Consider the following 24,598-nt stretch of genomic DNA (forward strand, 5'->3'; position numbering starts at 1 on the left):
TAAACCCAAGTTTATTCCCCTCCCTTCATCTTAAAACCAAAGCGGTAATTGTACGAAAGCAACAATGATTTTCGGTTCCCGAAAACACCAGCTTCAACGCGAAATTGATGATGTTTGTCAAATTGGTATTGCCCCCCGATCAACATATTCCATTCCTGCTTCGGCTGTTTCCGAATCCGGTAGTTGATCATTCCGGAACCGTCAGCTTCACCAAGTTTGTTCATGATAGGCGTCAATATCTTATCGGCCAAAACCTTTTGAGGAAGGCTTGCTTCGTTGTCATACCAAGTCCAATACTGCTCAACAATTTCATCTCTTCGGTCCCAGGTTTCCGAGGGCAACAGATCGTACAAGCCGATGCTGCCTTCAGTTACCCCTCCCATTTTTATGCGCATTGCTCCGGCCCACAATGCGATGTTCGATTCGGGAGCTTTGGCTAGTTTAAATGCCTTTCCTATTCGAAACGAAAAATTCTTCGTCTTCACCGGATCTTTAAAGTTCGACATATTGGTCCAAACCCAGTTACCGTCCAGCACGAAGAAGAATTTCCCGAGACCGCCGGCTCCCGTTAGGCCAAATCCATAGCTTGTTCCGCTAAGTTCGGCTACTGTTTTCATCGTCACCGGGTAAGTTAATTCAACCGTTGTTTCGGCCCAGGTTTTCCCAAAGATTCCATACACATCAAGGAAGGGCAATACCCATAAATCGGGTCGAATATTAAGTGAAGTTACCCGGGCATTCAACTCACCAAACTCGATAAGATCGCCAAGATCCGTCAAGGGGATGTCCGGCAGTACGCCATCAGTCAACCCTACCCCAATTTCGGTGATTTCAATATCTTGCTTCGCCGCAAAAAAGTTCAGCATTCCTCCCCATGGATAGGGAATATCAAAGCCTTTCTCATACGCTTTTGCTCCCAGCAACGGAAACCGATAAGGATACCCGGCTTTTATGGTGTCGCCGGGCTGCAACTGCGAATACTGGCCAAATACACTGATTGCGGAAATTGATACAAGAATAAAAACAAGTAATTTTTTCATATGTCCTTCTTAAGGTTTATTAGGTCATCCCTGAAAAAAACTTCAAAATAAGTTAGCCACTTCTGCTGAAACAACAAAACTAGAAGACTTCGTTGATGCCAAAGTAGAAGCCTCCGGCCCCATACCGACCAAGGGCATAATCCAAATTCAGATTGGCTCGCGACTTCTTATTAATCATCACACGCAACCCAACGCCGTATGCATAATCGAGGTATTTGAACAAATTGATATCGGCCATTCGGTTGTTTGCGCTGATGGTGTTCACAAAGAGTACCCCTCCAAAAGTCTCCTGCTGTTTCTGAAGGGGAAAGCGGTATTCAAGTTCGCCATAAACAAGATCCTCTCCGCGAAACCGCCCTTGCGTGTAGGCTCGCCCTGAACGGCCAAACTGGTCCCATCCGACAGCCGGCAAGTCCATATACGGCACCTCTCCGGAGCTAACAAACCAACCGTAAGTCCAAAATCCGATCAGATGTCGCGGTCGATCCGGATCAAGATGCAGATAATCGCGGTATTCCAACCATAAAAGCGACGAGCTCTTGTCGCTGCCCAAAAATTTCGGATTCACCCGGAGATTGGCAAAAACGTATCGTCCGCTGTAAGGATTTACCGCATTGTCCCGACTATCATATAACGCGTTCAGCGAAATGCCGGAAAGCACGTACTTTTCAGGTGAAAACCCATTTTTTGTTTGATAGGCATAATGGCTGGTAATCACTGGCTCATCCGCTTCCAAATCAAGCAGGTTGTCTTCTATTTTTGAATGAATGTCGAGATGGTAGCCCAGCCCCAGAAAATAGCGGCTATCCTCAATGCGTTTCAAAACCGTTTCATGAATTCGGAGGTAATTGAAATCCATCAATTGGGCATCGGGTATAGGGGAGCTGAACAAGCCGTCCTGGTATTCAATCCCCAGTCCGACCGGTTTCCCCGACTGAGGTCCCGTTCCCAGGCCATAGGTTGGCGCCGACGAAATAAAATACCGCCAGTCGCCCATCAGGTTCCAACTGTCGCCGGCTAAAAATACATTTGTTTTGGCTGTAAAAAGGAATTGCTTTTTAGTTGTGTAGATCAATGTGCCTAAGCCCGACGAAATACTGGTATTCTCCCTGTTCCCCATAAACCAAGTGGCGCCCGGTGCTACACCAAACAACCATCCGTTGGTCGGGTTGTAAGCAATGGCCGGAAGCGGAATTATCGAAAGGTTCTTTTCTTTAGCCGTTATATCGTCCTTTTCCTCGGCTGATACGGCAATCGAAACAAGAAACAGTAAAATGAACGGGAAAAGCATTTTGGTTGAGATCGTTTCCATTCTGACCATTTTCAAGGGTGAATCAATTTTTGTTGACAACAACAGATAGTAATTTACGACATTCTCTACAAAGAAACCCCAAAAGCCGGATTAGCTCCTTGTCAACCAGGATGGACTAACGAACTGTCGTTAGGAGGTTCGCAGGCTTTGCCAGCAGGCAAAATGCTCACTGTAGCACAAAATTAACGGGCACCGTATAGGAGATCCCGGCCGGCAGCTTATGTCTTTTGCCGGGACACCACTGCGGCAGATCGACAACCATCAGAAGACCGTTCTTGTCTAAATCGAAGTCGACAGACTTTTCAATTTTTGCCCGCTCAACAACTAAAAAGTTACCCCGATTACAACGAATCCAGTTCCTGAACCAAATCCCGAATTATGGGCTTTGCTTTTTCAAGGTCTTTTTTTTGAATATAGAGGTCGGCTGCCGATGGAACTCCTCCGGAAAAGCCGGCCATGATTCCCGAGTTGAAATCATTCTGGATTAACGACGAAATACCTTGTTTATCCAACTCCGCTTTCAATAAGGCTGCGATCAATTCACCTCCTGTGAACACGATAATCATACTATTCTCTTGTGACATATTTTGTTGCTTTAGAATGAATACTCCTGTAACTTACTTAAGGACAAAATTAATGGGCACCGTATAAGAGATCCGGGCCGGCAGGTTATGTCTTGTTCCCGGAATCCATTGCGGCATAGCGACCACCACCCGAAGAGCTTCCTTGTCTAAATCGGAATCGACGGACTTTTCAATCCGTGCACGCTCAACAAATCCGTCGGTATCAATAAAGAATTTCACGTACACTTTGCCCTCCATACCTGCATACTGAGCCTGTTTTGGGTAACGTACATTTTGCGCGATGTAGCGTCGTAGTCCCAGCTCACCGCCTTTGAACTCGGCCATTTCCATTATCTGCCGTTCTTCTTCAACTTTGCTGCCGTCGGCATTCCAGAATGTAAATTCAACCGCAACGCCTTCCTTATACCATTCCTGCGAACTTAAACTTCCATCTTCACGGTACCACTTCCATTCGCCATCGAACTCATCCGTCTCATACCGGCCTTCGTAATAAACACGGCCATTTTCATAAAAATATTGAAAGTAGCCGTGCTTCTTTTTTAACTTCTTTGTTTTGTAGGAACCCGACATCTGAAGGGTTCCGTTCCTGTAGTAATCTTTGACTGTCCAGTTTCGATGTTCTCCTTGCGCCGCTTTGCGAAAGTAAACGGCATTTGCCTGGTCTGTTTCTTTCCAATGCCGGTCGAAATACGACACGATGGTGTCTTGCGATTGTACCGCCTGAACGGTAATAAGAAGTAAAAAGGTAAACAGTAACTGTTTCATCGTTTGGTTGAGTTTGTAGTTTAGTAGCTCTGCCAGTTTTTCCGGCTGAATTTTGCCTTCGCGACGCCCGGGCGAATTCAGTTGATCGAAACGATTACTCAAGATAATAACTTTTCATAATACCCGCATCAGCAATTCTGTTAAATTAATAACGAATAATGCACACTTTTCTGAACACTCTCCCTGCTTTTGTTTGCCAACTTTAGGTACAGGGGCTCTAACCCTGTTTTTTATCGTTCGAACCTTGGGGATGATGTCTCTCCCTCACTTTTTAAACCCACCAACCTGCTTTTTTAACCCGCCAACCCGGGGTACGGAGGCTCTAACCCTCTTTTTTATCATTCAAACCTTGGGGATGATGTCTCTCCCCCACTTTTTTAAGGCGCCAACCTGCTTTTTTGACCCGCCAACCCGGGGTACGGAGGCTCTAACCCTCTTTTTTATCGTTCTAACCCGGGGAATAGCGTCTCTAACCTGGTTTTTGAGGCACTACCCGGTCTGTAGCAGCAAAAAAGGCCCGCCTTTATGGCGAAGCCTTCTATTTTCATCAGGGGTCCTAGTTATTCCGGAACTGGCGCAACTTGTGCACCAACTCGTTGTCCTTTCCCAGTAAACCTTCAACCAGGTTTACCAACGACGAAGCATCGTCGTAGGCTACCTTCAAAGCTTCGTTAGAGACTTTTGTCGCTTTCAATGCTGCAGCTTGCGCTTTTTGCTGAGCAACTTCTGCATCAACCGATGTATCCGACTCAGTACCGAGTTGGCTAATTCGATCAACAGGGTCAAAACCGGCAGCGATAAGGGCCGCTGACTCATCCTCGATTGTCTTTTTCACATGAATAATAAAATCGCGTTTCTCTTTTTCATTTAAATTTGCCATAACAATTCAGAATTAACTATTAAAAACTGGCCCATGCGGGCTTTTAGCAATCGTTTCGAAAATAGTCTGCTGATTTTATCATTCTGGTAAGTGCGTCCTGCGTTATCATTGCTTTCGAATCCCGAACATAGCGGGAAAAAGCGGGGCTCCCCATGTCTACTACCATTTATTCGTCCTGTCAATCTTTCTTGTTTTCAGCAACTAAGAATCAACCTTAATTATGATATACAAATTACGACGCATTAATTAAAACAGCAGCAAATAGTAAGCATAATTTCACGAACGAGCTGTTTTGAATGGGTTACCCCCCTTGTTGGCTTAACGAAGGAACCCGAACACCCGATTTACAAGTCTAAAAGAAGCCGTTATTTGGAGCTTATTACCACATATCGATCGCTATTGACGTGGAAAACGGCAGACGTCAGTCCAAATTCCCGGCACTTGCTATGTCTGAAAGAGGGATAAGAAACACTGAGCCGGGTTCGTTGATACAGGAAACTGTCCCCCACAGCATTCAAACATGCCAAACAGAGGACTTACCGGCACGACTAAAAATCGCCCTGCCGATTCGGTGTTCTTAACAACCGGACCAGCAGGGCGACACTTCGATTCGTGGCTGGCGATTACAGCTGGCCAGTCACATAAATCTCCGAAAGCAGCTGAATATTTTGAATATCGCTGTAATCATACAGGCGGAATCCCTGATCGCCAATCGCAAACAGGTAGTTGCCCATGGGGATCACATCCAGCATCTGAATATCGTTAAAATGAGCCAGCATATGACTGCTAATTGTTAAGGGGTCGGCTGCATTGTAAACCTTCAGCCCGTCCTCACCATCGCAAATAAATAACAGCTCATCATCGATCCCGAGGCCCCGAGGGCTGTACATCGGGTAGCTGGCAATCTGCTGCAGGCTGCTGTAGTTGTTGCTCATGCGCACCACATCGAGCCGGTTGACCGAGCGGCCACACCAGCCTCCATCGTGCAGCGTTACGTAGGCCAGGTCGTTTTGTACCACCACGGGGTCGCAACTGGTAATGTGGGTATATTGGGTCAGGTACGACGGATTAGCCGGCACCTCCAGGCTGAAGATCGCCATCCCACTCATCGTTCCCAGGAAAAGATGGGCATCGTATATAAACATGGTTTCCACTCCCCATCCGGCACTTTGCTCGCTCATCTTCACTGGATGTTCCAGATCGTCAATTTTAAACGTGTACAAGGTATAGTCGTTCACCGTATACAGATAATCGTCGTACAAGCCAAAGCGGGCCATGGAGCCACCGACTCCAAACGCCGAACCATCGCCGCCTACTCCGCCACTAATACTTCCCGCATCGGTCGCCATTTCAGCATAACTGTCGTAATAATAAATCGGGTAGTCGCGCTGTTCAATCCGTTCGCGCACTTCTTTCACCTGCCAGCCAACCACCACACCTTTCTCCTGGTCAACTTCCCCAACACGGTAGTCCGTGTCATACTCTGGAATGGTGTAGGGGAAGATATCCTCAATCCGCCCCACTTCCTGAATATTGCTCAAGTCCGACACATCAATCGCCACCAAGTCGACATAACTGTCAGCATAAAGTACATTCTCCTTAATGGCAATATCCACATTCCCCGGAATGGTAATAAAGGTCACCTCAACCGGATCAGCCGGATTGGCAACATTATACACATGCACCCCTCCCAGCTGTTCGTTAATGAAGATGTAATTGTCCTTGAAGTAAATCTTTCCGGGCTTCACCAACGGATGACTGTCCTCGGTGCCTATGGCCGTGCGCAACTCGTCGTAAGTCATATACACCGGTGCATTTGCCATATAAGTTTCGTAAACCTTATCCTCGCAGCCCATCAGACTGACCAGGGCGAACAAAAAGAAAATATATCGAATAGGTGTTTTCATGTTTTTAAGGTTTTAGTTGAATAATAGGCCCAGGTGAAAGCTGAGGCGATTGTAATTGGCTTCCAGCTTGTAATGATTATCGCCATCGTAATTCGTCTGGCTGTAGCGGTAGCCCACCGATAATGACAAACCGAAATGTGGGCTCAGGTAGCTGATGAAACCCACCGAGGGATTCAGCATCAGTCCACCTTTGGCATCCAGCTCCTGGTTGTAGTAGGGATAATAATTGTAATAAGGCAGGTACACATCGTCCATCAGGCGCTCAATCTTCACATGCCGCTCCAAAGGAACCAGGTAACCGGCTTTCATACTCACAAAGGGGGTGAACTCCGATTTCCGAAGATGATATTCCAGGTTGACAAAGGCAGGCAAATACGACTCTTCGAGGAAGTCGACACCCACGCCCGGACCAACATACAGTCCGTCTATTAATTTGAAGTTGGCTGAAAAATCGAAGGAGAAGGGTGTATTCTTCTGGTTGTTGGCACTACCGACCAGCACCCCAAATGAAGCCCGGGCAAACCAGCTCTGCTCGGTATCTTCCGTGCCATACGCCGGAAGCGTTGTGGCAATACTATCGATCTCCGAGCGCTTAAACACCCAGGTGTTTCGGGCCGACTGAATGGCCATGTTTTGATCGTCGTACTCAATCACCCGCCCTTTGACAACAGAGCCGTTTTTGAGATACACCGTTTGTTTCCTGATTTTCTGTGCCGAAGAAATTCCGACCAAGAATAGCATACATAACAGCAAGCTTATCGTTTTCATAAATATACAGTTAGAGATTCTAGTAACAGTATGATGAATGAATCCGGTGAGGGTTGCGTCTTTTAGTTAATAATTTTAATTAAATATCATTACCAATCTTTTAGCCCCGACACACTACAATAAAAACACCGTGTTACGTTTACGATCATGCAAGCTAAAAGATTACAAATTCACACCGAGCAGGGATGTCCGGCTTACTTTTTCCTTTTCGCCAGGTTCTCTTTCATTTGCTTAACCACGCAGTTTTACATCTTTCCAATTCCACCATTTTAACAAGTCAGGATCCCGTTTCTCCGAATCAGTATTCGCAAAATACACCGCACATCTGAAAACGTATAAAACACACCGGTCCTGAACAGTCCCGGCAAACGTATTTGAAAGGGCATAAAGAACTTCAGGATCTTTACCGATTAGATCGTTTACCGAGTTTATTCCAATATTGACCAGATCAGTAGCCAGGGATTTCCCAACACCCGGTATCTGCATTAAATCTTTCAAGGCTGCTTTGTTTTCCATCCGTTCAGATTTAAGTTATCGCGTTCGTAAAATTCGCCAAAGCGATTAAAAGTATGTTGAGAGGTAATTTACTACATTCCTTGAAAAATAGCCAAAATCAGGAGACATTAACGAGCCATTTTTTGAAAAGGTCGGATCCCCTCTTTAACCCTTCAATTCAGAATAAGCCTCATTCAGGTCCTGAAAGGCATAAAAGCGCGGATGCGAGAAATTCAGAAATTTCAAAATTTTAAAGGCATTGAAATATTGAAAGAAGCGCTTTTTGAAGGCTGGTAAAGAGGCGCTGTTCCGCTGAATATCGGCCAAGGCTTCCGAAAAACGATCGTCCTGCAAAAACGATTGAACCGCTGCCGGGACTTGCACCCCTTCCCACCCGGACTGGAACAAGTCCGGAACCAGCTTGAAAAACTGCATTAAATCGACAAAAGCCATGAAAGCATAAGTTTCGCTGAGGCTTTCATCGCCATCAACCCATTTTTGCAAACTCGGCCCGGTACCAAAAGGCACCCTGTTCGACAGCCGTGCTGAAGGATACACACAGGTTGAATTAATTTCGGCAATGGGCCCCATTGCTGTAAGCTTGTGCAGAAAATAGAAATCTTCACCTGCCTTGCGTTTGCTCATTCCGCCCTGCTTCACATAGGCATCGGCACGAACAGCAAAGGCCGAACCAATAGTATAAATCGCATTTGGATAACCGGTAAACGCCAACGCCTGCTTGTAATAATGCAGGTAAGTTTCGTAAAGTTGCATCCCTTGGCGATGCCGTTCGTTTGTCAGTTCATCAAGCCGGTGTTGAAAACGAATCGTGGCGCCCACGGTTTTGTCTGAGGCTTGGAAAGCTTGTTGAATTTCAAGGAAGTAATTTTTGTTTACCAAGGTATCAGCATCCAGCGATACGACAATTCCGTCGGCTTTATCGCAGGTTGCAAAGCGGCGGATCGCTTCATCCATCCCGGTTTTTCGGGCTATCCCGGCCCCGGCATGTTTGCGGGGGAAAGGCTCCGGACGCAGCACATGCAAATCAAACAGACAGTCTGGATGATCTGTTCTCCACTGTTCAAGTTCCTTTACTGTTAACTCATTCTGAGCATGAATTTCGGTGCTTGCAGTTTCACTTTCATTCACCACCAGCAGCACTTCAACCGAGCCTTTAGGTGGTTTACAAGCCGCTAAACTATCGATAGTATTAATCAGTTCCGCTTCGTCACATACCGGAATGACTACGATCATCTCCAAATCAGGATGCGGTGGACGTTCAATGAAAGGCTCACAGGTAATATTTCGGTCGATATAGCGATTGGCAAAGCTCATATCGGAAAAATAAGGATAAAAAAAATCCGGGCAAAACCCGGATTCTCATTTATCAGTTGTGTGCTTCTTATTTGCTTTCTTTCGCATATTGAGCATTCATCGCAGTCAACACCTCTTTAGTAATATTGTGCGCTTCGTCGCCAATTAAAATACCGCTTGAATTGAAAATGTAAGCGTATTTCCGGTCAACGTTGTAACTTTTCAAATAGGCCATCAAGCTGTCAACCAGTTGTTGGTTGTTGGTATTTTGCATTTCAGCCAGCTTCGTTGATAATTCCTGATCCAGTTTCAAAATTTCCTGTTCTTCGTTCACCAAACGATCGCGTTCCTGCACAGCACGTTCTTCAGTTAAAAATCCACCACGTTGTATTTTCTCCTGAAAAGCGGCAGCTTGTTCTTCAAATTTTGAACGGCGGGCTGCATACTCTTTCGTATAAGCTTCCTGGTTTTTGGTAAACTCGTCGTGTAGCTGCTGAGCCAAATCATAGTTTACGATCAGCGAATCAACTTTCACATATGCGATTTTCAGGTCAGTTAATTGAGCAGAACCTTTAACCAAAACATCTCCAGGTGTCGAACTTTTGCCCGATGTAAAATGCAACACGTAGATAACAATAACTGCAACCACCAAAACGAGGTTTAAGATCAATGAAGAATTTTTCATGTGTATTTGTTTGTTTTTCACAGGAAATCAGGCAAGTAGTTGTTTGTACTTCTTCCTCCCACAATTTTCCCTCTTTTTTTATTATTCAATTAATCGGAGCCAAAAATAAAAATTTAAAATTAGGAATTCGTCCATTAGTTGAATATTTTTCCTGAAGACGTTAAATAACATCTTCAAGTTTGAAACCTGCAAAAAGTCATACGATTTGGCTGATAAAGGTCATTGACAATTGGTGCCTCCGCATACTACTTTTATCGTGGTAGAATAACGCTTTAACAACTAATAGACAAACAAAGAAGATGATCAACAAAGTCATTGCTCAAGTACTTCCTTATATGCCGGAAAAGTTAATCTGGCAATTTTCGAAGAGGTATATTGCCGGCGAAACAATGGAGGATGGTATTGCAGTTGCCCGCCAATTGAATGATGAAGGAGTACAAGTAACCATGGATTTGCTGGGTGAGTTTATCACCAATCTGCAACAAGCCGAAGACAACAAAAACCAATACCTGCAAATTATCGAACGATTTACGTCGGAAGACATTAAAGGAAATTTCTCGCTGAAACCTTCGATGTTTGGCTTGTTGCTTGACAAAGAAGTCTGCTACCAACACATTCGCGAAATCGTTCAAAAAGCGAAAGATTGTAACAGTTTTGTGCGGGTCGACATGGAAGACTCTCAATGCGTTGATATTGAAATAGACATCTTTTACAAACTGAAAGCTGAATTTTCGGGCTATGTCGGACTAGTTGTTCAAGCTTACCTACGCCGCACACTGAACGACCTGACTCATTTGGCCAACCTGCCATCGAATGGTCATCCGCTCAACTTCCGGCTGTGTAAAGGCATCTATATTGAACCGGCAGAGATTGCTTACAAAGAATACCAGTCGGTTCGCGATCATTACCTGGAAGACCTGGAATACATGTTTAAAAATAAAATGTTTGTGGGAATTGCCACACACGACAAATTTCTGGTTGACCGCGCGATTGAACTGATTGTAAAATACCAGGTTCCTCACAACATGTACGAATTTCAGATGCTATTCGGTGTTACGCCTGACTTGCGGAAAATGATTGTCGATCAGGGCCACCGAATGCGTGTTTATGTTCCTTTTGGAAAAGAATGGTTCGGATATTCAACCCGCCGGTTGAAAGAAAATCCGAAAATTGCCAGTCATATTATAAAAGCATTGTTTTTTAGGGGTTAATTTAGAAAAGGGGATATGGAGAGGAATTGGTTTCTCTCCTTCCTTTTTTATCGTCTCAGAATTAACTCCGACAGCGGTCGCTTCGGTACATGATGAATTCCTTCCTCGTCGCGCCAATATTTGAAATCGCCCTCTTGCATTTCCTCCAACACAACTTTTTCAACCGGCTTTCCCAAAGCCAGCACCATCAAAATTTGATACCGTTCCGAAATTGCGAAGCAGTCAGCCACAGCTTTCTTATTGACTGAAGCAATCATACAACCGCCATAACCAGCCTCAACGGCTCCCAACAAAATACTTTGTGCTGCGATACCGTCGTCACAAAAGTAGTTGGACGCAATGTCCATATCGTTTACCATGATAATATAAGCAGAAGGACGTTCGCCAGGCTCAGGGCCTTTCCAGTCCTTCAGATAACCGGCCCAGCCCAAGTGCGAAAATAGTTTGGAGCAGCCGTCCTTATCCGTTACAAAAATGTACTTCAGCGGTTGTTCATTGCGACCACTCGCTGAAAACCGGGCCAGCTCAATCCATTCGGTCAACTGTTTTTCGGTGATCCGCTCTTGCTCATTGAAGCGACGATAGCTGCGGTTTCGTTTGATTAAATCTTTGATCGACATGTTTTTTCTTTCAAATTTACAAAAAGCATTTGTTTGAAATAAGCGAATTCCATGAACTTTTGTATGTTTGCATAACAGAACAGAACACTTTATCGCATGAGCAAATTTAACTTCCAGATCGATCCGCTTTCAAACCAACTCAAATTTCAGCAACTAGTCGATGCTGTTATTGATGCCATTAGTCAAAATCTCCTTCAGGTGGGTGACGTTTTGCCATCGGTTAACCAACTGGTCAAAGAAAGTTCCTTGTCGCGCGACACGGTTTTTAAGGCCTACGCAGAGTTGAAGAACCGGGGGATTGTTGAGTCAGTGCCCAACAAAGGCTACTTTGTTGCCAAAGCGACGACTAAAGTGTTTTTGTTCCTCGATACGTTTAAAGCTTACAAAGAAGTACTGTACGGCTCATTTTTGGATAACCTCCCTGAGAATTTTTCCGTCGATTTGCACTTTCACCATTATAACATCGACATCTTTGAGAAAATCATCACCGAAAGCGTTGGCAAATACACGAAGTATGTTGTCATGAATTTCGATCATGAACGGATTCCTGAGATTATTAAACAAATTCCGCCAAGCAAATTATTGGTAATCGACTGGCAAGTGCATACCATTTCTGAAGCCTCTTCAATTTACCAGGATTTTGGACAAGGCCTTTACGATTCTTTGAAAGCCCAGTTGCCGGTCATCAAAAAATACCAGCGTTTCACTTACCTGTATCCTGAATTTACCTACCACCCTGTTGAGTCTGTTACTTATTTCGAGAAGTTTTGCGAGGAAAATGGCATCAACTACCAAGTCCTGAAAAACTCGAAAAAACTCGACGTACAAACCGGCGACCTCTACCTGTTGGTGAGCGACCGAACACTTTCACGCTTCCTCGATCAAAGTGCAGAACGCAACCTTGTCATCGGACAGGATGTGGGGGTCATCTCCTACAACGAAACACCAATGAAGAAATATGTGAAAGACGGCATTAGCGTGATTTCAACCGACTTTGAACTAATGGGAAAAAAAGCGGCCGAATTTGTAACTACGGGAACACCAATTCATTTAATGATTCCGACCGTATTAAAAGTACGGGCATCGATGTAGGAAAATCTGCTCTACAACACACAAAATTCGTTTTGAAATAATTGACAACCATCTAAATTTGCAGAACACATCAGAACAGAACGGACAAGAACACATAACCAATAAATCACGCTAAAAAATGTACCTACTTGGATTTGATATCGGCAGCTCTTCTGTAAAAGCTTCCATCATAAACGGCGACTCGGGCGAATGCCTGGCGTCTGCTTTCTACCCGAAACAGGAAATGAAAATTACGGCTGTCCAGTCAGGCTGGGCAGAGCAAGAACCCGAACAATGGTGGGCAAACCTAAAAATGGCTGTTGCCGAAGTGATGCAACAATCTGAGGTCAATCCTTCTGACATTGATTCAATCGGAATTTCTTACCAAATGCACGGCTTGGTTGTGGTCGATAAAAACCAAAATGTTTTACGTCCTTCCATCATTTGGTGCGATAGCCGCGCTACCGGTATTGGCGAAAAAGCATTAAAAGAAATCGGCGAAGAAAAATGTCTGGAAAACTTATTGAACTCACCGGGAAACTTCACCGCTTCGAAACTGAAATGGGTAAAAGACAATGAACCCGAATTATACGCAAAGATTGATAAAATCATGCTACCGGGTGACTATATTGCCATGAAACTTAGTGGCGAAATTAAGACAACAGCCGGTAACCTTTCCGAAGGTATTCTTTGGAACTTCAAGGAAAATACTGTTGCCAAAATGTTGATTGACTATTACGGGTTCGAAGAAAGTTTCATTCCGGAAATAGTACCGACCTTCTCGCTTCAAAGCGTCGTGAGTGAAGCAGCAGCTAAAGAAATGGGACTGGCTCCGGGCATTAAAATCAGCTATCGCGCCGGCGACCAACCCAATAACGCTTTATCATTAAACGTGCTGAACCCGGGCGAAATTGCCACCACTGCCGGAACATCGGGTGTGGTTTACGGGGTAAGCGACGAAGTAAAATACGATCCGAAATCACGGGTCAACACCTTCGCTCACGTCAACCATACTGCCGAAGCTAACCGCTTGGGAGTGCTGCTATGTATTAACGGAACAGGAATCCTGAACTCGTGGCTAAACAAGCAAGTTGGTGGCGGAGCAATTTCTTACGAAGGCATGAACGAGGCTGCGTCGAAAGTAGCTATTGGCTCAGACGGAATTAGCATTCTGCCATTCGGAAACGGAGCCGAACGTGTGCTGGAAAACAAAAACCTGGGCTCAATCATGTCAGGTATCAGCTTCAATATTCACACTAATGCGCATCTTTTCCGCGCTGCACAGGAAGGAATTGTCTTCTCGTTCAAATACGGAATGGATATCATGAAAACCATCGGTATTGATGCTAAAGTCATTCGGGCCGGTAAAGCAAACATGTTCTTAAGCCCTATTTTCCGTGAAACATTGGCTGGTATATCCGGAGCAACCATTGAGCTTTACAACACCGACGGATCGGTAGGTGCTGCCCGCGGTGCCGGAATCGGTTCGGGATATTATAAATCACCTGCCGAAGCCTTTTCAAACTTAACCAAACTGGAAACGATTGAACCCAACTTAAACAAAAAAGCGGAATACGAAGAAGCTTACGGCAACTGGAAAAGTATGCTGGAAAAATTCATTTAAAAAGTACAGCAACATCGTGATCCGTTTCAAAATAAACAATTTAATATCAAGATAAACATGAGCACAAAAGTTTATTTCCCATCCGTGGAAAAAATCAAATTTGAAGGTAAAGACAGTAGAAATCCATTGGCATTCCGCTACTACAATCCAGAGAAAGTAGTTTATGGAAAAACAATGGCTGAGTGGTTTAAATTCTCAATGGCCTGGTGGCATACCTTATGTGCCGATGGTGGAGATCCATTTGGCGGTAAAACGCAAGACCACCCATGGGTTGGTGCCGCAGATGCCGTAGAAGCAGCCAAAAACAAAATGGATGCCGGGTTCGAGTTTATGCAAAAAATGGGAATCGAATACTATTGCTTCCACGATATTGATCTAGTTAACGAAGGCAACAGTATTGAAGAATACGAGGCTAATCTGAAAGCAATTGTTGAATATGCAAAAGAAAAGCAAGCTGAAACAGGTATTAAATTAATGTGGGGAACTGCTAACGTATTTTCAGCAGCTCGTTACATGAATGGTGCCAGTACAAATCCTAATTTTGATACTGCTGCACGTGCCATACTTCAGATTAAAAACTCGATTGATGCAACAATTGCCTTAGGTGGTAAAGCCTACGTTTTCTGGGGAGGACGCGAAGGTTACATGTCGTTGTTAAACACCAATATGAAACGTGAAAAACAACACATGGGAACCATGTTAAAAATGGCTCGTGACTATGGTCGTTCGAAAGGTTTTACAGGAACATTCCTGATTGAACCAAAACCAATGGAACCGATGAAACACCAGTACGATGTAGATACTGAAACAGTAATTGGTTTCTTAAAAGAATTCGGTTTAGAGAACGATTTTAAAATTAATATCGAAGTAAACCACGCGACGTTAGCAGGTCACACATTCGAACACGAATTGCAATGTGCCGTTGATGCCGGTATGCTTGGAGCTATCGACGCCAACCGCGGTGATGTTCAAAATGGCTGGGATACTGACCAGTTCCCTGTTGATTTATTCGAAATGACTCAAGCCATGATGGTCGTGCTTAAAGGTGGTGGTATGCAAGGTGGTGGTACCAACTTTGATGCTAAAATCCGCCGTAACTCAACCGACTTAGACGATTTGTTCATCGCTCACATTGGTGCAATGGACGTAATGGCGCGTGCTTTGGAAACTGCAGCTGCAATTTTGGAAGATTCGCCATATGAAAAAATGATTGCCGATCGCTATGCTTCATACGATGCCGGAAAAGGTAAAGAGTTTGAAGACGGAAAGCTTTCATTCGAAGATGTTTATGATTACGCTAAAGCGAATGGCGAGCCAAAACAAATTAGCGGCAAGCAAGAATTGTATGAAGCAATTGTAAACATGTATATCTAAAGCATGTTGAAATTGCATTCAGAATTTTTGCGAGTTTTAATCTCATGAAACGAGCCATAAACGTCATACATCTATTATTAGACCATGAATAATTTGGCGAGTTTCATCCGTTGATATTCTAATTTGGAAAAGTGAGTCGAATACGAAGACTGCACTTAGTCAAGTTAAAAATCAAATAAATGAAATGATTTCATTTCTGAAATAAAATACTCAGAATAACCCGGTTCGTGACTTTTGAAACGAATCGGGTTTATCTGTTTTTCATTGCCACACAAACCATAATAAAGATGGACGTTGCATTTTGCCCACACAACATGCAATGTCAAAACAAACCAATCAACAATGAAACAAAATAAATTCTTTATCATCGCTATAACCATTGTAGCTACTCTTGGAGGTTTGCTATTTGGATACGATACAGCGGTAATTTCAGGTACAGTTGGTTCGCTCGACGCGTTTTTTATTCAGCCGCTGGGACTCAGCGAAACAGCAGCTAACTCGCAACTCGGTTTTATCGTATCAAGCGCCCTGATCGGCTGCATTATTGGCGGTATCTCCGGCGGATTAATCAGTTTAAAATTGGGCCGTAAAAACGGGTTGATCTTAGCGGCTATTTTATTCTTCATATCTGCCCTTGGATCTTCCTATCCCGAATTGTTCTTCCGCCCATTCGGCGAAGGCGATTACACTTTTTACTGGCATTTCATCATCTACCGAATTATCGGCGGAATCGGTGTGGGACTGGCATCAATGCTCTCTCCCATGTATATTGCCGAAATTTCTCCGGCCAACACCCGCGGTAAGCTTGTCTCATTCAACCAGTTTGCCATCATTTTCGGTATGTTGGTCGTGTATTTTGTAAATTATGCTATTGCCAGTCAAGGTGACGATAGCTGGTTGAACAATATCGGCTGGCGATACATGTTTGCATCGGAAATGATCCCGGCAGGCTTGTTCCTGTTCTTGCTGTTGTTCGTTCCGGAAACACCTCGCTACATGGCCTTAAAAGGCAATGATGAGAAAGCGCTACGTGTTTTGCAAAAAATAAATGGTCCGGAGCTAGGGTCTAAAGTTTTGGAGGAAATCAAACTTACATTGACAACAACGTCGGGAAAACTGTTCTCCTTTGGCTTTTTAATTGTCGTCATTGGCATCCTACTTTCAGCTTTCCAACAATTTGTTGGAATCAATGTGGTGCTGTATTATGCTCCAGAAATCTTCAAGAACATGGGTTCGGGTACCGATACGGCCCTGTTGCAGACAATCATCGTAGGAATCATCAACCTGTCGTTTACGGTAGTGGCGATAATGACTGTCGATAAATTCGGAAGAAAGCCTTTGATGATTATTGGTGCTGTCGGAATGGCCTTCTTCATGTTTGCACTCGGCTTCTCCTTCTTCTTCCAACAAATCGGAATTGGTGCTTTAATCTTCATGTTGGGTTATGTCGCTTGTTTTGCCGTAAGTTGGGGCCCCGTAGTTTGGGTTCTGTTGGCTGAAATCTTCCCGAATCGCATTCGCGGACGTGCCATGGCGGTGGCGGTGGCGGCTCAATGGATTTCAAATTACCTGGTTTCATGGACTTTCCCAATGATGAACAAAAGCAGTTTCCTGGTAAATAACTTCCACAACGGATTTGCTTATTGGATTTATGGCATCATGGGAATTCTGGCTGCCCTGTTCATGTGGAAATTCGTTCCTGAGACAAAAGGTAAAACACTGGAAGAAATGCAACACCTTTGGGAAAAAAAATAATCATTGAGTAACAACTGAAGTTAGTCGATATAATCAACTAACAATAACGATCCGCCAGTCGGATGAATAATAAAAGAGGGGCTTTAAAGCCCCTCTTTTATTATTTGGCAGGTTCCCAGGCGCATCGCACCGGAGAAACAATCTTTCCTTCTTTCTTGAGTTGATTCATTGCTTTATCAACTTCTTTCCGGTCTAAACCGGTTGCAGTTACAATTTCACCGGCTTTAACCGGTTTTCCGGCAGCAACCATGGCTGCCAAAACCTTTTCTGCACTCATTTCAGCCCATTGAAAATTAGAAACGGCTCTCAACAACTTTCCAGTCCAAAACCTTGAAGAAGTCTTCAATATATTTTGGGCGGGCATTTTGCTTGTCCAGGTAATAAGCGTGCTCCCAAACATCGCAGGTCATCAGCGGAGTCAAACCGTCGGTCATTGGGTTCGCTGCATTTCCGGTTTGTACAATGCTTAGTTTCCCTTCAGCATCTTTCACTAACCATGCCCAACCTGATCCGAACAAAGTAGCTGCAGCCTTGCTAAAAGCTTCTTTAAAAGCATCAAATGATCCAAAAGAAGCCTCGACAGCTGCCTTTAAGTCGCCGCTTGGTTCTGTTGCAGGAGTAGCTGAAAACTGGAAGAAATAGAAGGTGTGGTTCCAAACCTGAGCACCATTATTGAAAATTCCACCCGCCGATTTTTTAACAATCGTTTCCAGATCTGCGTTTTCAAACTCAGTTCCGGGAACAAGTCCATTCAGGTTATTCACATAAGCCTGGTGGTGTTTGCCATAATGAAAATCCAATGTTTTTTCACTAATGTATGGCTCCAATGCGTTTTTGGCGTAGGGTAACGCCGGTAATTCAAATGACATAATTCAACATTTAAAAGTTAAACGATTCTCTTGTTTTTTGAATCGTTAAACATGAAGTTCGTTTAAATGTTTGAGAAATTATGCTCGATTAAAGCAATTTAAAGTGATTCCAAATAAAAGGAAACAATTACTGGGAGGCAACTATCATAAGATCAATTCCGTAATTAACCGAATAAAAAATCAAATACCTACTAACAGAGTTTCACCACCACCCGTCCCCGACTTTTTTTAGTTAACATGAGTTGTATATAACCGTCCAAACCTTCAAGATCGGTTTCGTGAATTAATTGCTCGCTAAAATCAATCTTCCACTCACAGGCCAACAGATTCCAGATTTCCTGACGCAACGGCATCGGACAATTTTGTGAATCGACCCCCAACAGGCTAACACCTTTCAATATGAAGGGATACACTGTCATGCTCAAATCTCCCGAACCAATATTACCGCAGCTCGCAACATTCCCCATCGGGCTACAGCCTTTAAGCAGCGTCGTCAGTGTATTGCCGCCAACGACATCAATAGCGCCCCCCCACAATGTCTTTAACATCGGTCGTCCCGATTGGTCGTCCGTTGTTTCCTTATTCACTTGCGATGAGGCTCCAAGGCTATTCATTTCGTCTTCGGTCATTCCCTCCGAACTGGCTGCAATTACTTCGAAATTCAATTTTTTCAGAATCCGGCAAGCAATACTCCCCACTCCGCCTAATGCACCGGTAACAACGACCGGCCCCATTTCCGGCGTCTGACCGTTTTTTAATAACCGGTAAACCGACAAAGCAGCAGTAAACCCGGCTGTTCCGTGAATCATCGCTTCTATCGCCGTTAAACCACCCGGCAAAGGAACAACCCACGCCCCCGGAACTTGAATGTATTCGGCAAAGCCTCCCGGATGATTCATTCCCAACTGATAACTGGTAACAATAACAGGGTCGCCAACATGAAACAAGCTGCTCTTACTTTTAGCCACAACACCAGTCGCATCAATCCCAGGCACATGGGGGTAGTTTCGAGTCACCCCCTTGTTACCGATGGCCGACAAGGCATCTTTATAATTTAGCGAACTGTATTCTACTTTTACTAAAACGTCTTCATCCTTTAATTCGGCGAACTCTACTTCTTCCACGTTTCCAACAAACGAACCATCCACTTCCCGAACAAGAAATGCTTTGTATTTAAAATGAGTACTCATAGCTATTATTACTAAATTTGAGACAAACTTATTGAGAATAAATCACATGCAAAAGAACGTACATTTTGTTCAAGCACGAACAATTTGTTCAGAATTGCTCATTACCAGTACTTAAGAATTACGTGTTTATGAAAAAAAGTTACTGCCCGATCGATACATTTATTAATGTCGTCAAAGGAAAGCGAAAAGCGACCACTATCTTACACCTCTACCAAGGTAAGAAAAGGTACAGCGAATTGGTCAGGCTCCTTCCTGACATCAGCGAGCGCATGTTAAGCAAGCAACTTCGGGAGTTAGAGGAAGACAAGCTGATCTGCAAGACTGTTTTTCCGGAAGTATCTCCAAAAGTAGAATATTCTCTGACCGAACTTGGCAGAACCATTCGTCCGATCTTAAAACAGATGATAAAAGGAGGAAATATATTTGAAGAATTGATCGAGTCTGAAGAATCCCCTGAATCTTGATTTTGTCAACTTACCCGTACCGGTGAATCATCTGATTGTTTTATGCCCCAAAGCTTAGCTGACCATTCCTATAGGAAAGAAAAATTTCATTCCCCAATTGTTCAATAATTAACTGGAAATCGCAAGGCAGTGCCGGATGCAGAGTTGGAAACCACTTCTTTTGCGTTTGATCAACCAAAATAAACAAAGCATGTTCTGAACCAGCTGCACAAAAATACTCAAAACCACCAGAGTACACGGGAACCCGAAAGCCGGAATTCAGGCCTTCAAAAAATCCCCTGATGTTTTTTGTTGGAACTCCGATCTCACTAATTTCGAGCAACGAATATGCTGAGAAGGGACTATCTGATAAAATATTCAGATTTTGGCGAGCTATAAATTCAACAATATTCCCGTCGGCATCATAAAAATAAAGTGCATTGGCATTCCATCCTTCAAAACGAACGATATCTGAATCTCCGTCTTTCAAAACTGCTATTGCGGGATTTAGCCACTGCCTGGCTTCCATGATTAGGTTGGAGGGAATATTAATGGCGAAATGGCAAATAGTGCGCTCTTCACGCACTTTAAAAGTGATAAGCGATTGTCCAATAGCACATGTGAACGAATCTGACTGCTCATCGATTAAAGGTAATAGAAGCAAACCGGTATAAAATCGCTTTTGCTCATCCAAACGATTGGTAAATAATGTCAACAATTTAAACCGGAACCCTTCCATCTTACATAATATTTCAGATTAGTGTAAGAAAAACCCCGAAGCCACTGCTTCGGGGAAAAAAACCAAAAATCAACTAACCTTTAAATCGTTTAGCGACTTCATCCCAATTGATCACTTTGAAAAATGATGCAATGTAGTCAGGACGTCTGTTCTGATAATTCAAATAGTATGCATGTTCCCAGACATCGATGCCAAGGATTGGAGTCCCCTGAACATCTGCTACATCCATTAAAGGATTGTCCTGATTCGGTGTAGATGAAACCACCAAACTATCACCCTGTTTTACCAGCCAAGCCCAACCCGAACCGAAACGGGTAGCGGCAGCTTTGGTAAAAGCTTCTTTAAAATTATCGTATGATCCAAATGAATCGTTAATTGCGTCTAATAACTTACCTTCCGGGCCTTCAGCAGTACATGAACCCATCACACTCCAAAAAAGGCAGTGGTTGTAAAATCCACCTCCGTTGTTACGAACGGCAACAGGAAGTTTCGAAATTCCGGGCATCAATTCTTCGATTGATTTGCCTTCCATTTCTGTTCCCTGAACAGCTGCATTCAGGTTTGCTGTGTAAGCACCGTGGTGCTTAGTATAATGAATCTCCATTGTACGAGCATCAATGTAAGGCTCCAGAGAATCGTAATCGTATCCTAATCTAGGTAATTCGAATGACATATATTTATTCCTTTAAATGAGTTAATCTGATCTTTGGCTTTTCAAATACCGGATATTTAAATCCTTTTATGCAAATCTATAAACTATCTAGACTCATTCCAAATAAAAACCCACCTTTTTCTATTGATAAAATCTATCTCCAATTGTATATCCCAATTTAATCTTTGTATCCAGCGTTTTAGGCGGCGCTAATTTTTTACTTACTTTGCCCAAAAATTTCGTGAACAGGAAAATTCTCCATCTCGCTATTCCCAATATCATCAGTAATGTTACAATTCCTCTGCTCGGCTTAGTTGATATGGCCCTAATGGGACATCTGGACTCTGAGGTCTATATTGGCGCTGTTTCATTGGGTACAGTGATCTTCAATTTTATCTATTGGGGATTCAGCTTTTTGCGCATGAGTACCAGTGGCTTTACGGCTCAAAGCTATGGTGAGGGCAATCAGCAAGATACATTTAATTTTTTGGCTCGTTCACTGATGATCTCAACATTGATTAGCGCGCTAATTGTACTTTTTCAGGTCCCCATCGAGTCGATCAGTTTTAAGGCGATCAACGGCAGTGCTGAAGTTGAAAGTCTAGCGCGCGAATATTTCCGCATCAGAATCTGGGCGGCACCGGCAACACTTGGTCTATATGCACTAAACGGCTGGTTTTTGGGTATGCAGAACGCCCGCTACGTGATGATTACGTCTATCCTTGCCAATGTTTTCAACCTCTTGTTCAGCTTCTTTTTTGTCTACGTCCTGCACATGAATTCAGCCGGAGTCGCATTGGGGACCGTAATTGCACAGTACATGGGTATTTTCACAGGCTTGTTCCTACTTTGGAAGAAATACAAATACCTGCTTCAATTTCGCGATAAAAAAGCAATTTTTGATATTCCGGCGATGAAGAATTTCTTCCGTGTAAATTCCGATATTTTCGTCCGCACCTTTTGTGTGATTTTTGTATTTACCTTTTTCACTTCAAAATCGGCCAGCATGAATGACCACATTCTGGCTGTTAACTCGATATTGATTCAATTTTTACTCCTTTTTTCCTTCTTTATTGATGGTTTTGCCTTTGCCGGCGAAGCTTTGGCCGGAAAATACAAGGGAGAACAAAACAGAGATTTATTTAATAAACTGACCCGACGGCTTTTTATTTGGGGAGTTGGCCTGGCACTGATTTTCAGTTTCCTTTTTCTGGTAGGGAACAAATTCATCATTGGACTCCTGACGAACCAGGAAAGTCTGTACGAAACAGCCAGCCAATTCATGTTTTGGGTGATTTTGACGCCACTGGTTACATTCAGCTCGTTTGTTTGGGATGGCATCTACATTGGCGTCACAGCCTCCAAAGAAATGCGCAACAGCATGCTTGCTGCGACCTTGCTGGTCTTTGCACCCAGCTTCTTTTTCCTGCAAAATATTCTGGGGAACCACGCACTTTGGTTAGCCATGATGCTTTTTATGCTGGCACGAGGCGTATTTCAAACCATCCTTTTCCCAAAGGTATTGGCAAGGAGTTTTCGCTGAAATCGGGAAATAAAATACGGATCAAAACCCTGCTAATACTTGAAACTGCTGCCTCCCAAAAACTCCCGGATTACGGATGTTGGTGGAATCTCCAGGTCGTCGATGTGATGAAAGTAACTGAAGAACTTCAGCAACCGGTTGGCTTCACAATGCTCGTCACAAACCTCCGGCACGGCTTTCAACAGTGGCTCAACATATTTTTTGAGAACTGCCAGTTCGTATATCAATGCCGAATTAAACATGACATCCGCGTTCTCCTGGTAGGGAAAAATATTCTTTTCCTCTCCGGTTCGAACACTCGGCCAACGTTTGATCGTGTCAACTGCCGAGTAACCGCGATATTTGCTGTCGCGAATCATTCTCCGGATTAGCCGGTTGTCGGTTGTTGAAATATGGTTGTGGTCGTCCAGCGAAATTTGAGTTAAAGCAGAAAGAAAAATTCTGAAACTCCGTCCATTCTGCACGTGTGGCAGCAGCCCCGGATTCATGCCATGGATTCCCTCAACAATGAGAATATGCCCCTCGCCCAACTGTAACTTCTCACCCGATGGTTCGCGTCGTCCCAATACAAAGTTAAAACCAGGCAACTCGACTTCCTCTCCATTGAACAACTGTAGCAACTGCTGGTTGAAAAACTCAACATCAATCGCTTCCAGCGCTTCAAAATCATAGTTTCCATGAATATCCAGCGGTGTTTTCTCCCGGTCAACAAAATAATCGTCGAGTGAAATTAAATGCGGCGTAATACCATTTACAGCCATCTGCACGGCCAAACGTTTACTGAAGGTTGTTTTACCGGAAGCCGACGGACCGGCAACCAGTACCACTTTAACGTGGTCTTTACGCTCATCAATCATATTCGCGATTTCAGCAACCTTTTTCTCGTGCAATGCTTCCGAGACCTTGATGATATCGCCTCCCCGGCCCCATTCAATGTACTCATTCAACATTCCCAAATTAGGAACATTCATCAACTCAGCCCGCTTTTTATGCTCCTTGAAAATGTCAAACAATTTCTCCTGATGCTCCACCTCGTTTAACTCCCGAAAATTATCGGGTTTGGGAACCTGCAGTAGGATCCCGTCAAAATAAGGCACCAAATCGAAAGACGTCAGGTAGCCGGTGGATGGCACATGATGCCCGTAGAAATAATTACAATAGCCATTCAGAAAATAGAGAAAAGAAAACATCATGCCCTGCTGACCGAAAAGTTTAGCCTTCTCTTCCAGGCCTTGCCGAACCAATTCATCAACCGCATCAGGTGTCAAAAGGCCTTTCTTTTCAAACGGCAGATCCTTTTTCACCCAAGACTCCATTTCATTTTTCAATTCCCAGATATCCGAATCAGTAACGGCACGTTCCAGACCAACTAATTCGCAATAATATCCCTGGCTGATCCCATTCAAAACTCTCAATTTCACTTGCGGAAAAGCTTCCCGAACGGCAACATAGAGTAGAAAAACAAGGGAATGAACGTACAACCGGCGTCCGTCAATATGCGTGTAATCGATAAATTCAACCTTCTTCGACTTGACAACTGAAAATGACAGCTCTTTGACTTTATTATTCACCAAAGCTCCGCAAATAGGATTGTCCAATTTGATGCCAAGATCGTCGCTAATTTCTTCGAGGGTTATTCCCAGCGGATAAGCTTTTACTGTATTTGTATTCTCACAGTAAATATCGATTGTTCTCGCGCTCATGTTTCTGAATTCATTCCTTGCGATCCGGTTAATCGTTATATTTTTCCCGGTCCA

24 protein-coding genes are annotated in these 24,598 nt (G+C 43.8%); 7 read left to right on the plus strand and 17 right to left on the minus strand.

Annotated elements, in window-relative coordinates:
* Nucleotides 1–11: 11 nt before the first annotated feature.
* The 10 genes from GJV22_RS20310 to GJV22_RS20355 form a co-directional block, all read right to left on the minus strand.
* The gene (locus tag GJV22_RS20310) at nt 12–1,040 is read right to left on the minus strand and encodes a hypothetical protein (protein WP_163718111.1); all 1,029 of its coding nucleotides are present in this window, start codon (nt 1,038–1,040) and stop codon (nt 12–14) included.
* Between the two features lie 79 nt (nt 1,041–1,119).
* Nucleotides 1,120–2,352, minus strand: coding sequence for a BamA/TamA family outer membrane protein (locus tag GJV22_RS20315; protein ID WP_205461983.1), 1,233 nt, complete (start codon nt 2,350–2,352; stop codon nt 1,120–1,122).
* Nucleotides 2,353–2,693: 341 nt separating this feature from the next.
* Entirely contained in the window at nt 2,694–2,936 is a 243-nt protein-coding gene (locus tag GJV22_RS20320) for a putative signal transducing protein (protein ID WP_163718113.1), read from the minus strand.
* A 33-nt stretch (nt 2,937–2,969) separates the two neighbouring features.
* Nucleotides 2,970–3,803, minus strand: coding sequence for an energy transducer TonB (locus GJV22_RS20325; protein ID WP_163718115.1), 834 nt, complete (start codon nt 3,801–3,803; stop codon nt 2,970–2,972).
* Between the two features lie 454 nt (nt 3,804–4,257).
* Nucleotides 4,258–4,581, minus strand: coding sequence for a hypothetical protein (locus GJV22_RS20330; RefSeq protein ID WP_163718117.1), 324 nt, complete (start codon nt 4,579–4,581; stop codon nt 4,258–4,260).
* A gap of 623 nt (nt 4,582–5,204) precedes the next feature.
* A complete protein-coding gene (locus tag GJV22_RS20335) occupies nt 5,205–6,488 on the minus strand; it encodes an LVIVD repeat-containing protein (RefSeq protein WP_163718119.1) in 1,284 nt (427 codons plus the stop codon).
* Between the two features lie 12 nt (nt 6,489–6,500).
* Complete coding sequence (locus tag GJV22_RS20340) at nt 6,501–7,256, minus strand: hypothetical protein (protein WP_163718121.1); 756 nt, start codon at nt 7,254–7,256, stop codon at nt 6,501–6,503.
* A gap of 231 nt (nt 7,257–7,487) precedes the next feature.
* Nucleotides 7,488–7,772, minus strand: a complete 285-nt coding sequence (locus GJV22_RS20345; protein ID WP_163718123.1) for a helix-hairpin-helix domain-containing protein — start codon at nt 7,770–7,772, stop codon at nt 7,488–7,490.
* Between the two features lie 144 nt (nt 7,773–7,916).
* Nucleotides 7,917–9,086 (minus strand): glycosyltransferase, encoded by a 1,170-nt coding sequence (locus GJV22_RS20350; protein WP_163718125.1) that lies wholly within the window; start codon nt 9,084–9,086, stop codon nt 7,917–7,919.
* A gap of 67 nt (nt 9,087–9,153) precedes the next feature.
* Complete coding sequence (locus tag GJV22_RS20355; protein ID WP_163718127.1) at nt 9,154–9,750, minus strand: OmpH family outer membrane protein; 597 nt, start codon at nt 9,748–9,750, stop codon at nt 9,154–9,156.
* 299 nt (nt 9,751–10,049) lie between these two features.
* On the opposite strand from GJV22_RS20355, the gene GJV22_RS20360 reads away from it, so the two are divergent.
* Entirely contained in the window at nt 10,050–10,961 is a 912-nt protein-coding gene (locus tag GJV22_RS20360) for a proline dehydrogenase family protein (protein ID WP_163718129.1), read from the plus strand.
* A gap of 47 nt (nt 10,962–11,008) precedes the next feature.
* On the opposite strand, the gene GJV22_RS20365 is transcribed toward GJV22_RS20360, so the two are convergent.
* Complete coding sequence (locus tag GJV22_RS20365; protein ID WP_163718131.1) at nt 11,009–11,581, minus strand: nitroreductase family protein; 573 nt, start codon at nt 11,579–11,581, stop codon at nt 11,009–11,011.
* 96 nt (nt 11,582–11,677) lie between these two features.
* Between GJV22_RS20365 and GJV22_RS20370 the strand changes: the two genes are divergently transcribed.
* The 4 genes from GJV22_RS20370 to xylE all read left to right on the plus strand — a co-directional run bounded on the left by GJV22_RS20370 (nt 11,678) and on the right by xylE (nt 17,405).
* On the plus strand, nt 11,678–12,673 hold the full coding sequence (locus GJV22_RS20370) for a GntR family transcriptional regulator (protein ID WP_163718133.1): 996 nt from the start codon (nt 11,678–11,680) through the stop codon (nt 12,671–12,673).
* A 118-nt stretch (nt 12,674–12,791) separates the two neighbouring features.
* Nucleotides 12,792–14,276, plus strand: coding sequence for a xylulokinase (locus tag GJV22_RS20375; protein WP_163718135.1), 1,485 nt, complete (start codon nt 12,792–12,794; stop codon nt 14,274–14,276).
* A 57-nt stretch (nt 14,277–14,333) separates the two neighbouring features.
* Nucleotides 14,334–15,650 carry a xylose isomerase gene (gene xylA, locus GJV22_RS20380; RefSeq protein WP_163718137.1) on the plus strand — a complete coding sequence of 439 codons (1,317 nt, stop codon included), beginning with the start codon at nt 14,334–14,336 and terminating at the stop codon, nt 15,648–15,650.
* A 342-nt stretch (nt 15,651–15,992) separates the two neighbouring features.
* Nucleotides 15,993–17,405: a D-xylose transporter XylE gene (gene xylE / locus GJV22_RS20385; RefSeq protein ID WP_163718139.1), complete on the plus strand. Its 1,413-nt coding sequence runs from the start codon at nt 15,993–15,995 to the stop codon at nt 17,403–17,405.
* A 100-nt stretch (nt 17,406–17,505) separates the two neighbouring features.
* On the opposite strand, the gene GJV22_RS20390 is transcribed toward xylE, so the two are convergent.
* From GJV22_RS20390 to GJV22_RS20400, 3 genes are all read right to left on the minus strand, one after another.
* Nucleotides 17,506–17,682 (minus strand): SMC-Scp complex subunit ScpB, encoded by a 177-nt coding sequence (locus GJV22_RS20390; protein ID WP_163718142.1) that lies wholly within the window; start codon nt 17,680–17,682, stop codon nt 17,506–17,508.
* Between the two features lie 16 nt (nt 17,683–17,698).
* The gene (locus tag GJV22_RS20395; RefSeq protein WP_163718144.1) at nt 17,699–18,274 is read right to left on the minus strand and encodes a superoxide dismutase; all 576 of its coding nucleotides are present in this window, start codon (nt 18,272–18,274) and stop codon (nt 17,699–17,701) included.
* A 191-nt stretch (nt 18,275–18,465) separates the two neighbouring features.
* Nucleotides 18,466–19,464 carry a YhdH/YhfP family quinone oxidoreductase gene (locus GJV22_RS20400; protein ID WP_163718145.1) on the minus strand — a complete coding sequence of 333 codons (999 nt, stop codon included), beginning with the start codon at nt 19,462–19,464 and terminating at the stop codon, nt 18,466–18,468.
* A gap of 128 nt (nt 19,465–19,592) precedes the next feature.
* Between GJV22_RS20400 and GJV22_RS20405 the strand changes: the two genes are divergently transcribed.
* Nucleotides 19,593–19,928 (plus strand): winged helix-turn-helix transcriptional regulator, encoded by a 336-nt coding sequence (locus GJV22_RS20405; RefSeq protein ID WP_163718147.1) that lies wholly within the window; start codon nt 19,593–19,595, stop codon nt 19,926–19,928.
* Nucleotides 19,929–19,968: 40 nt separating this feature from the next.
* Here GJV22_RS20405 and GJV22_RS20410 read toward each other — a convergent pair whose 3' ends face one another.
* Entirely contained in the window at nt 19,969–20,646 is a 678-nt protein-coding gene (locus GJV22_RS20410) for a VOC family protein (RefSeq protein WP_163718149.1), read from the minus strand.
* A gap of 73 nt (nt 20,647–20,719) precedes the next feature.
* Nucleotides 20,720–21,319 carry a superoxide dismutase gene (locus tag GJV22_RS20415; protein ID WP_163718151.1) on the minus strand — a complete coding sequence of 200 codons (600 nt, stop codon included), beginning with the start codon at nt 21,317–21,319 and terminating at the stop codon, nt 20,720–20,722.
* 220 nt (nt 21,320–21,539) lie between these two features.
* Between GJV22_RS20415 and GJV22_RS20420 the strand changes: the two genes are divergently transcribed.
* Nucleotides 21,540–22,841 carry an MATE family efflux transporter gene (locus GJV22_RS20420; protein ID WP_163718152.1) on the plus strand — a complete coding sequence of 434 codons (1,302 nt, stop codon included), beginning with the start codon at nt 21,540–21,542 and terminating at the stop codon, nt 22,839–22,841.
* A gap of 32 nt (nt 22,842–22,873) precedes the next feature.
* Here GJV22_RS20420 and GJV22_RS20425 read toward each other — a convergent pair whose 3' ends face one another.
* Entirely contained in the window at nt 22,874–24,544 is a 1,671-nt protein-coding gene (locus GJV22_RS20425) for a nucleoside kinase (RefSeq protein WP_163718154.1), read from the minus strand.
* Between the last annotated feature and the right edge of the window lie 54 nt (nt 24,545–24,598).

This window comes from Mangrovibacterium lignilyticum (assembly GCF_010882175.1).
In the GTDB taxonomy this organism is placed as follows: Bacteria; Bacteroidota; Bacteroidia; order Bacteroidales; family Prolixibacteraceae; genus Mangrovibacterium; species Mangrovibacterium lignilyticum.

Excerpts from the sequence above, each read along its gene's own strand:
- GJV22_RS20310 (WP_163718111.1), bottom strand. The coding sequence starts at position 1,040 with ATGAAAAAATTACTTGTTTTTATTCTTGTATCAATTTCCGCAATCAGT.
- GJV22_RS20315 (WP_205461983.1), bottom strand. The coding sequence starts at position 2,352 with ATGGAAACGATCTCAACCAAAATGCTTTTCCCGTTCATTTTACTGTTT.
- GJV22_RS20320 (WP_163718113.1), bottom strand. The coding sequence starts at position 2,936 with ATGTCACAAGAGAATAGTATGATTATCGTGTTCACAGGAGGTGAATTG.
- GJV22_RS20330 (WP_163718117.1), bottom strand. The coding sequence starts at position 4,581 with ATGGCAAATTTAAATGAAAAAGAGAAACGCGATTTTATTATTCATGTG.
- GJV22_RS20335 (WP_163718119.1), bottom strand. The coding sequence starts at position 6,488 with ATGAAAACACCTATTCGATATATTTTCTTTTTGTTCGCCCTGGTCAGT.
- GJV22_RS20340 (WP_163718121.1), bottom strand. The coding sequence starts at position 7,256 with ATGAAAACGATAAGCTTGCTGTTATGTATGCTATTCTTGGTCGGAATT.
- GJV22_RS20345 (WP_163718123.1), bottom strand. The coding sequence starts at position 7,772 with ATGGAAAACAAAGCAGCCTTGAAAGATTTAATGCAGATACCGGGTGTT.
- GJV22_RS20350 (WP_163718125.1), bottom strand. The coding sequence starts at position 9,086 with ATGAGCTTTGCCAATCGCTATATCGACCGAAATATTACCTGTGAGCCT.
- GJV22_RS20355 (WP_163718127.1), bottom strand. The coding sequence starts at position 9,750 with ATGAAAAATTCTTCATTGATCTTAAACCTCGTTTTGGTGGTTGCAGTT.
- GJV22_RS20360 (WP_163718129.1), top strand. The coding sequence starts at position 10,050 with ATGATCAACAAAGTCATTGCTCAAGTACTTCCTTATATGCCGGAAAAG.
- GJV22_RS20365 (WP_163718131.1), bottom strand. The coding sequence starts at position 11,581 with ATGTCGATCAAAGATTTAATCAAACGAAACCGCAGCTATCGTCGCTTC.
- GJV22_RS20370 (WP_163718133.1), top strand. The coding sequence starts at position 11,678 with ATGAGCAAATTTAACTTCCAGATCGATCCGCTTTCAAACCAACTCAAA.
- GJV22_RS20375 (WP_163718135.1), top strand. The coding sequence starts at position 12,792 with ATGTACCTACTTGGATTTGATATCGGCAGCTCTTCTGTAAAAGCTTCC.
- xylA (WP_163718137.1), top strand. The coding sequence starts at position 14,334 with ATGAGCACAAAAGTTTATTTCCCATCCGTGGAAAAAATCAAATTTGAA.
- xylE (WP_163718139.1), top strand. The coding sequence starts at position 15,993 with ATGAAACAAAATAAATTCTTTATCATCGCTATAACCATTGTAGCTACT.
- GJV22_RS20390 (WP_163718142.1), bottom strand. The coding sequence starts at position 17,682 with ATGAGTGCAGAAAAGGTTTTGGCAGCCATGGTTGCTGCCGGAAAACCG.
- GJV22_RS20395 (WP_163718144.1), bottom strand. The coding sequence starts at position 18,274 with ATGTCATTTGAATTACCGGCGTTACCCTACGCCAAAAACGCATTGGAG.
- GJV22_RS20400 (WP_163718145.1), bottom strand. The coding sequence starts at position 19,464 with ATGAGTACTCATTTTAAATACAAAGCATTTCTTGTTCGGGAAGTGGAT.
- GJV22_RS20405 (WP_163718147.1), top strand. The coding sequence starts at position 19,593 with ATGAAAAAAAGTTACTGCCCGATCGATACATTTATTAATGTCGTCAAA.
- GJV22_RS20410 (WP_163718149.1), bottom strand. The coding sequence starts at position 20,646 with ATGGAAGGGTTCCGGTTTAAATTGTTGACATTATTTACCAATCGTTTG.
- GJV22_RS20415 (WP_163718151.1), bottom strand. The coding sequence starts at position 21,319 with ATGTCATTCGAATTACCTAGATTAGGATACGATTACGATTCTCTGGAG.
- GJV22_RS20425 (WP_163718154.1), bottom strand. The coding sequence starts at position 24,544 with ATGAGCGCGAGAACAATCGATATTTACTGTGAGAATACAAATACAGTA.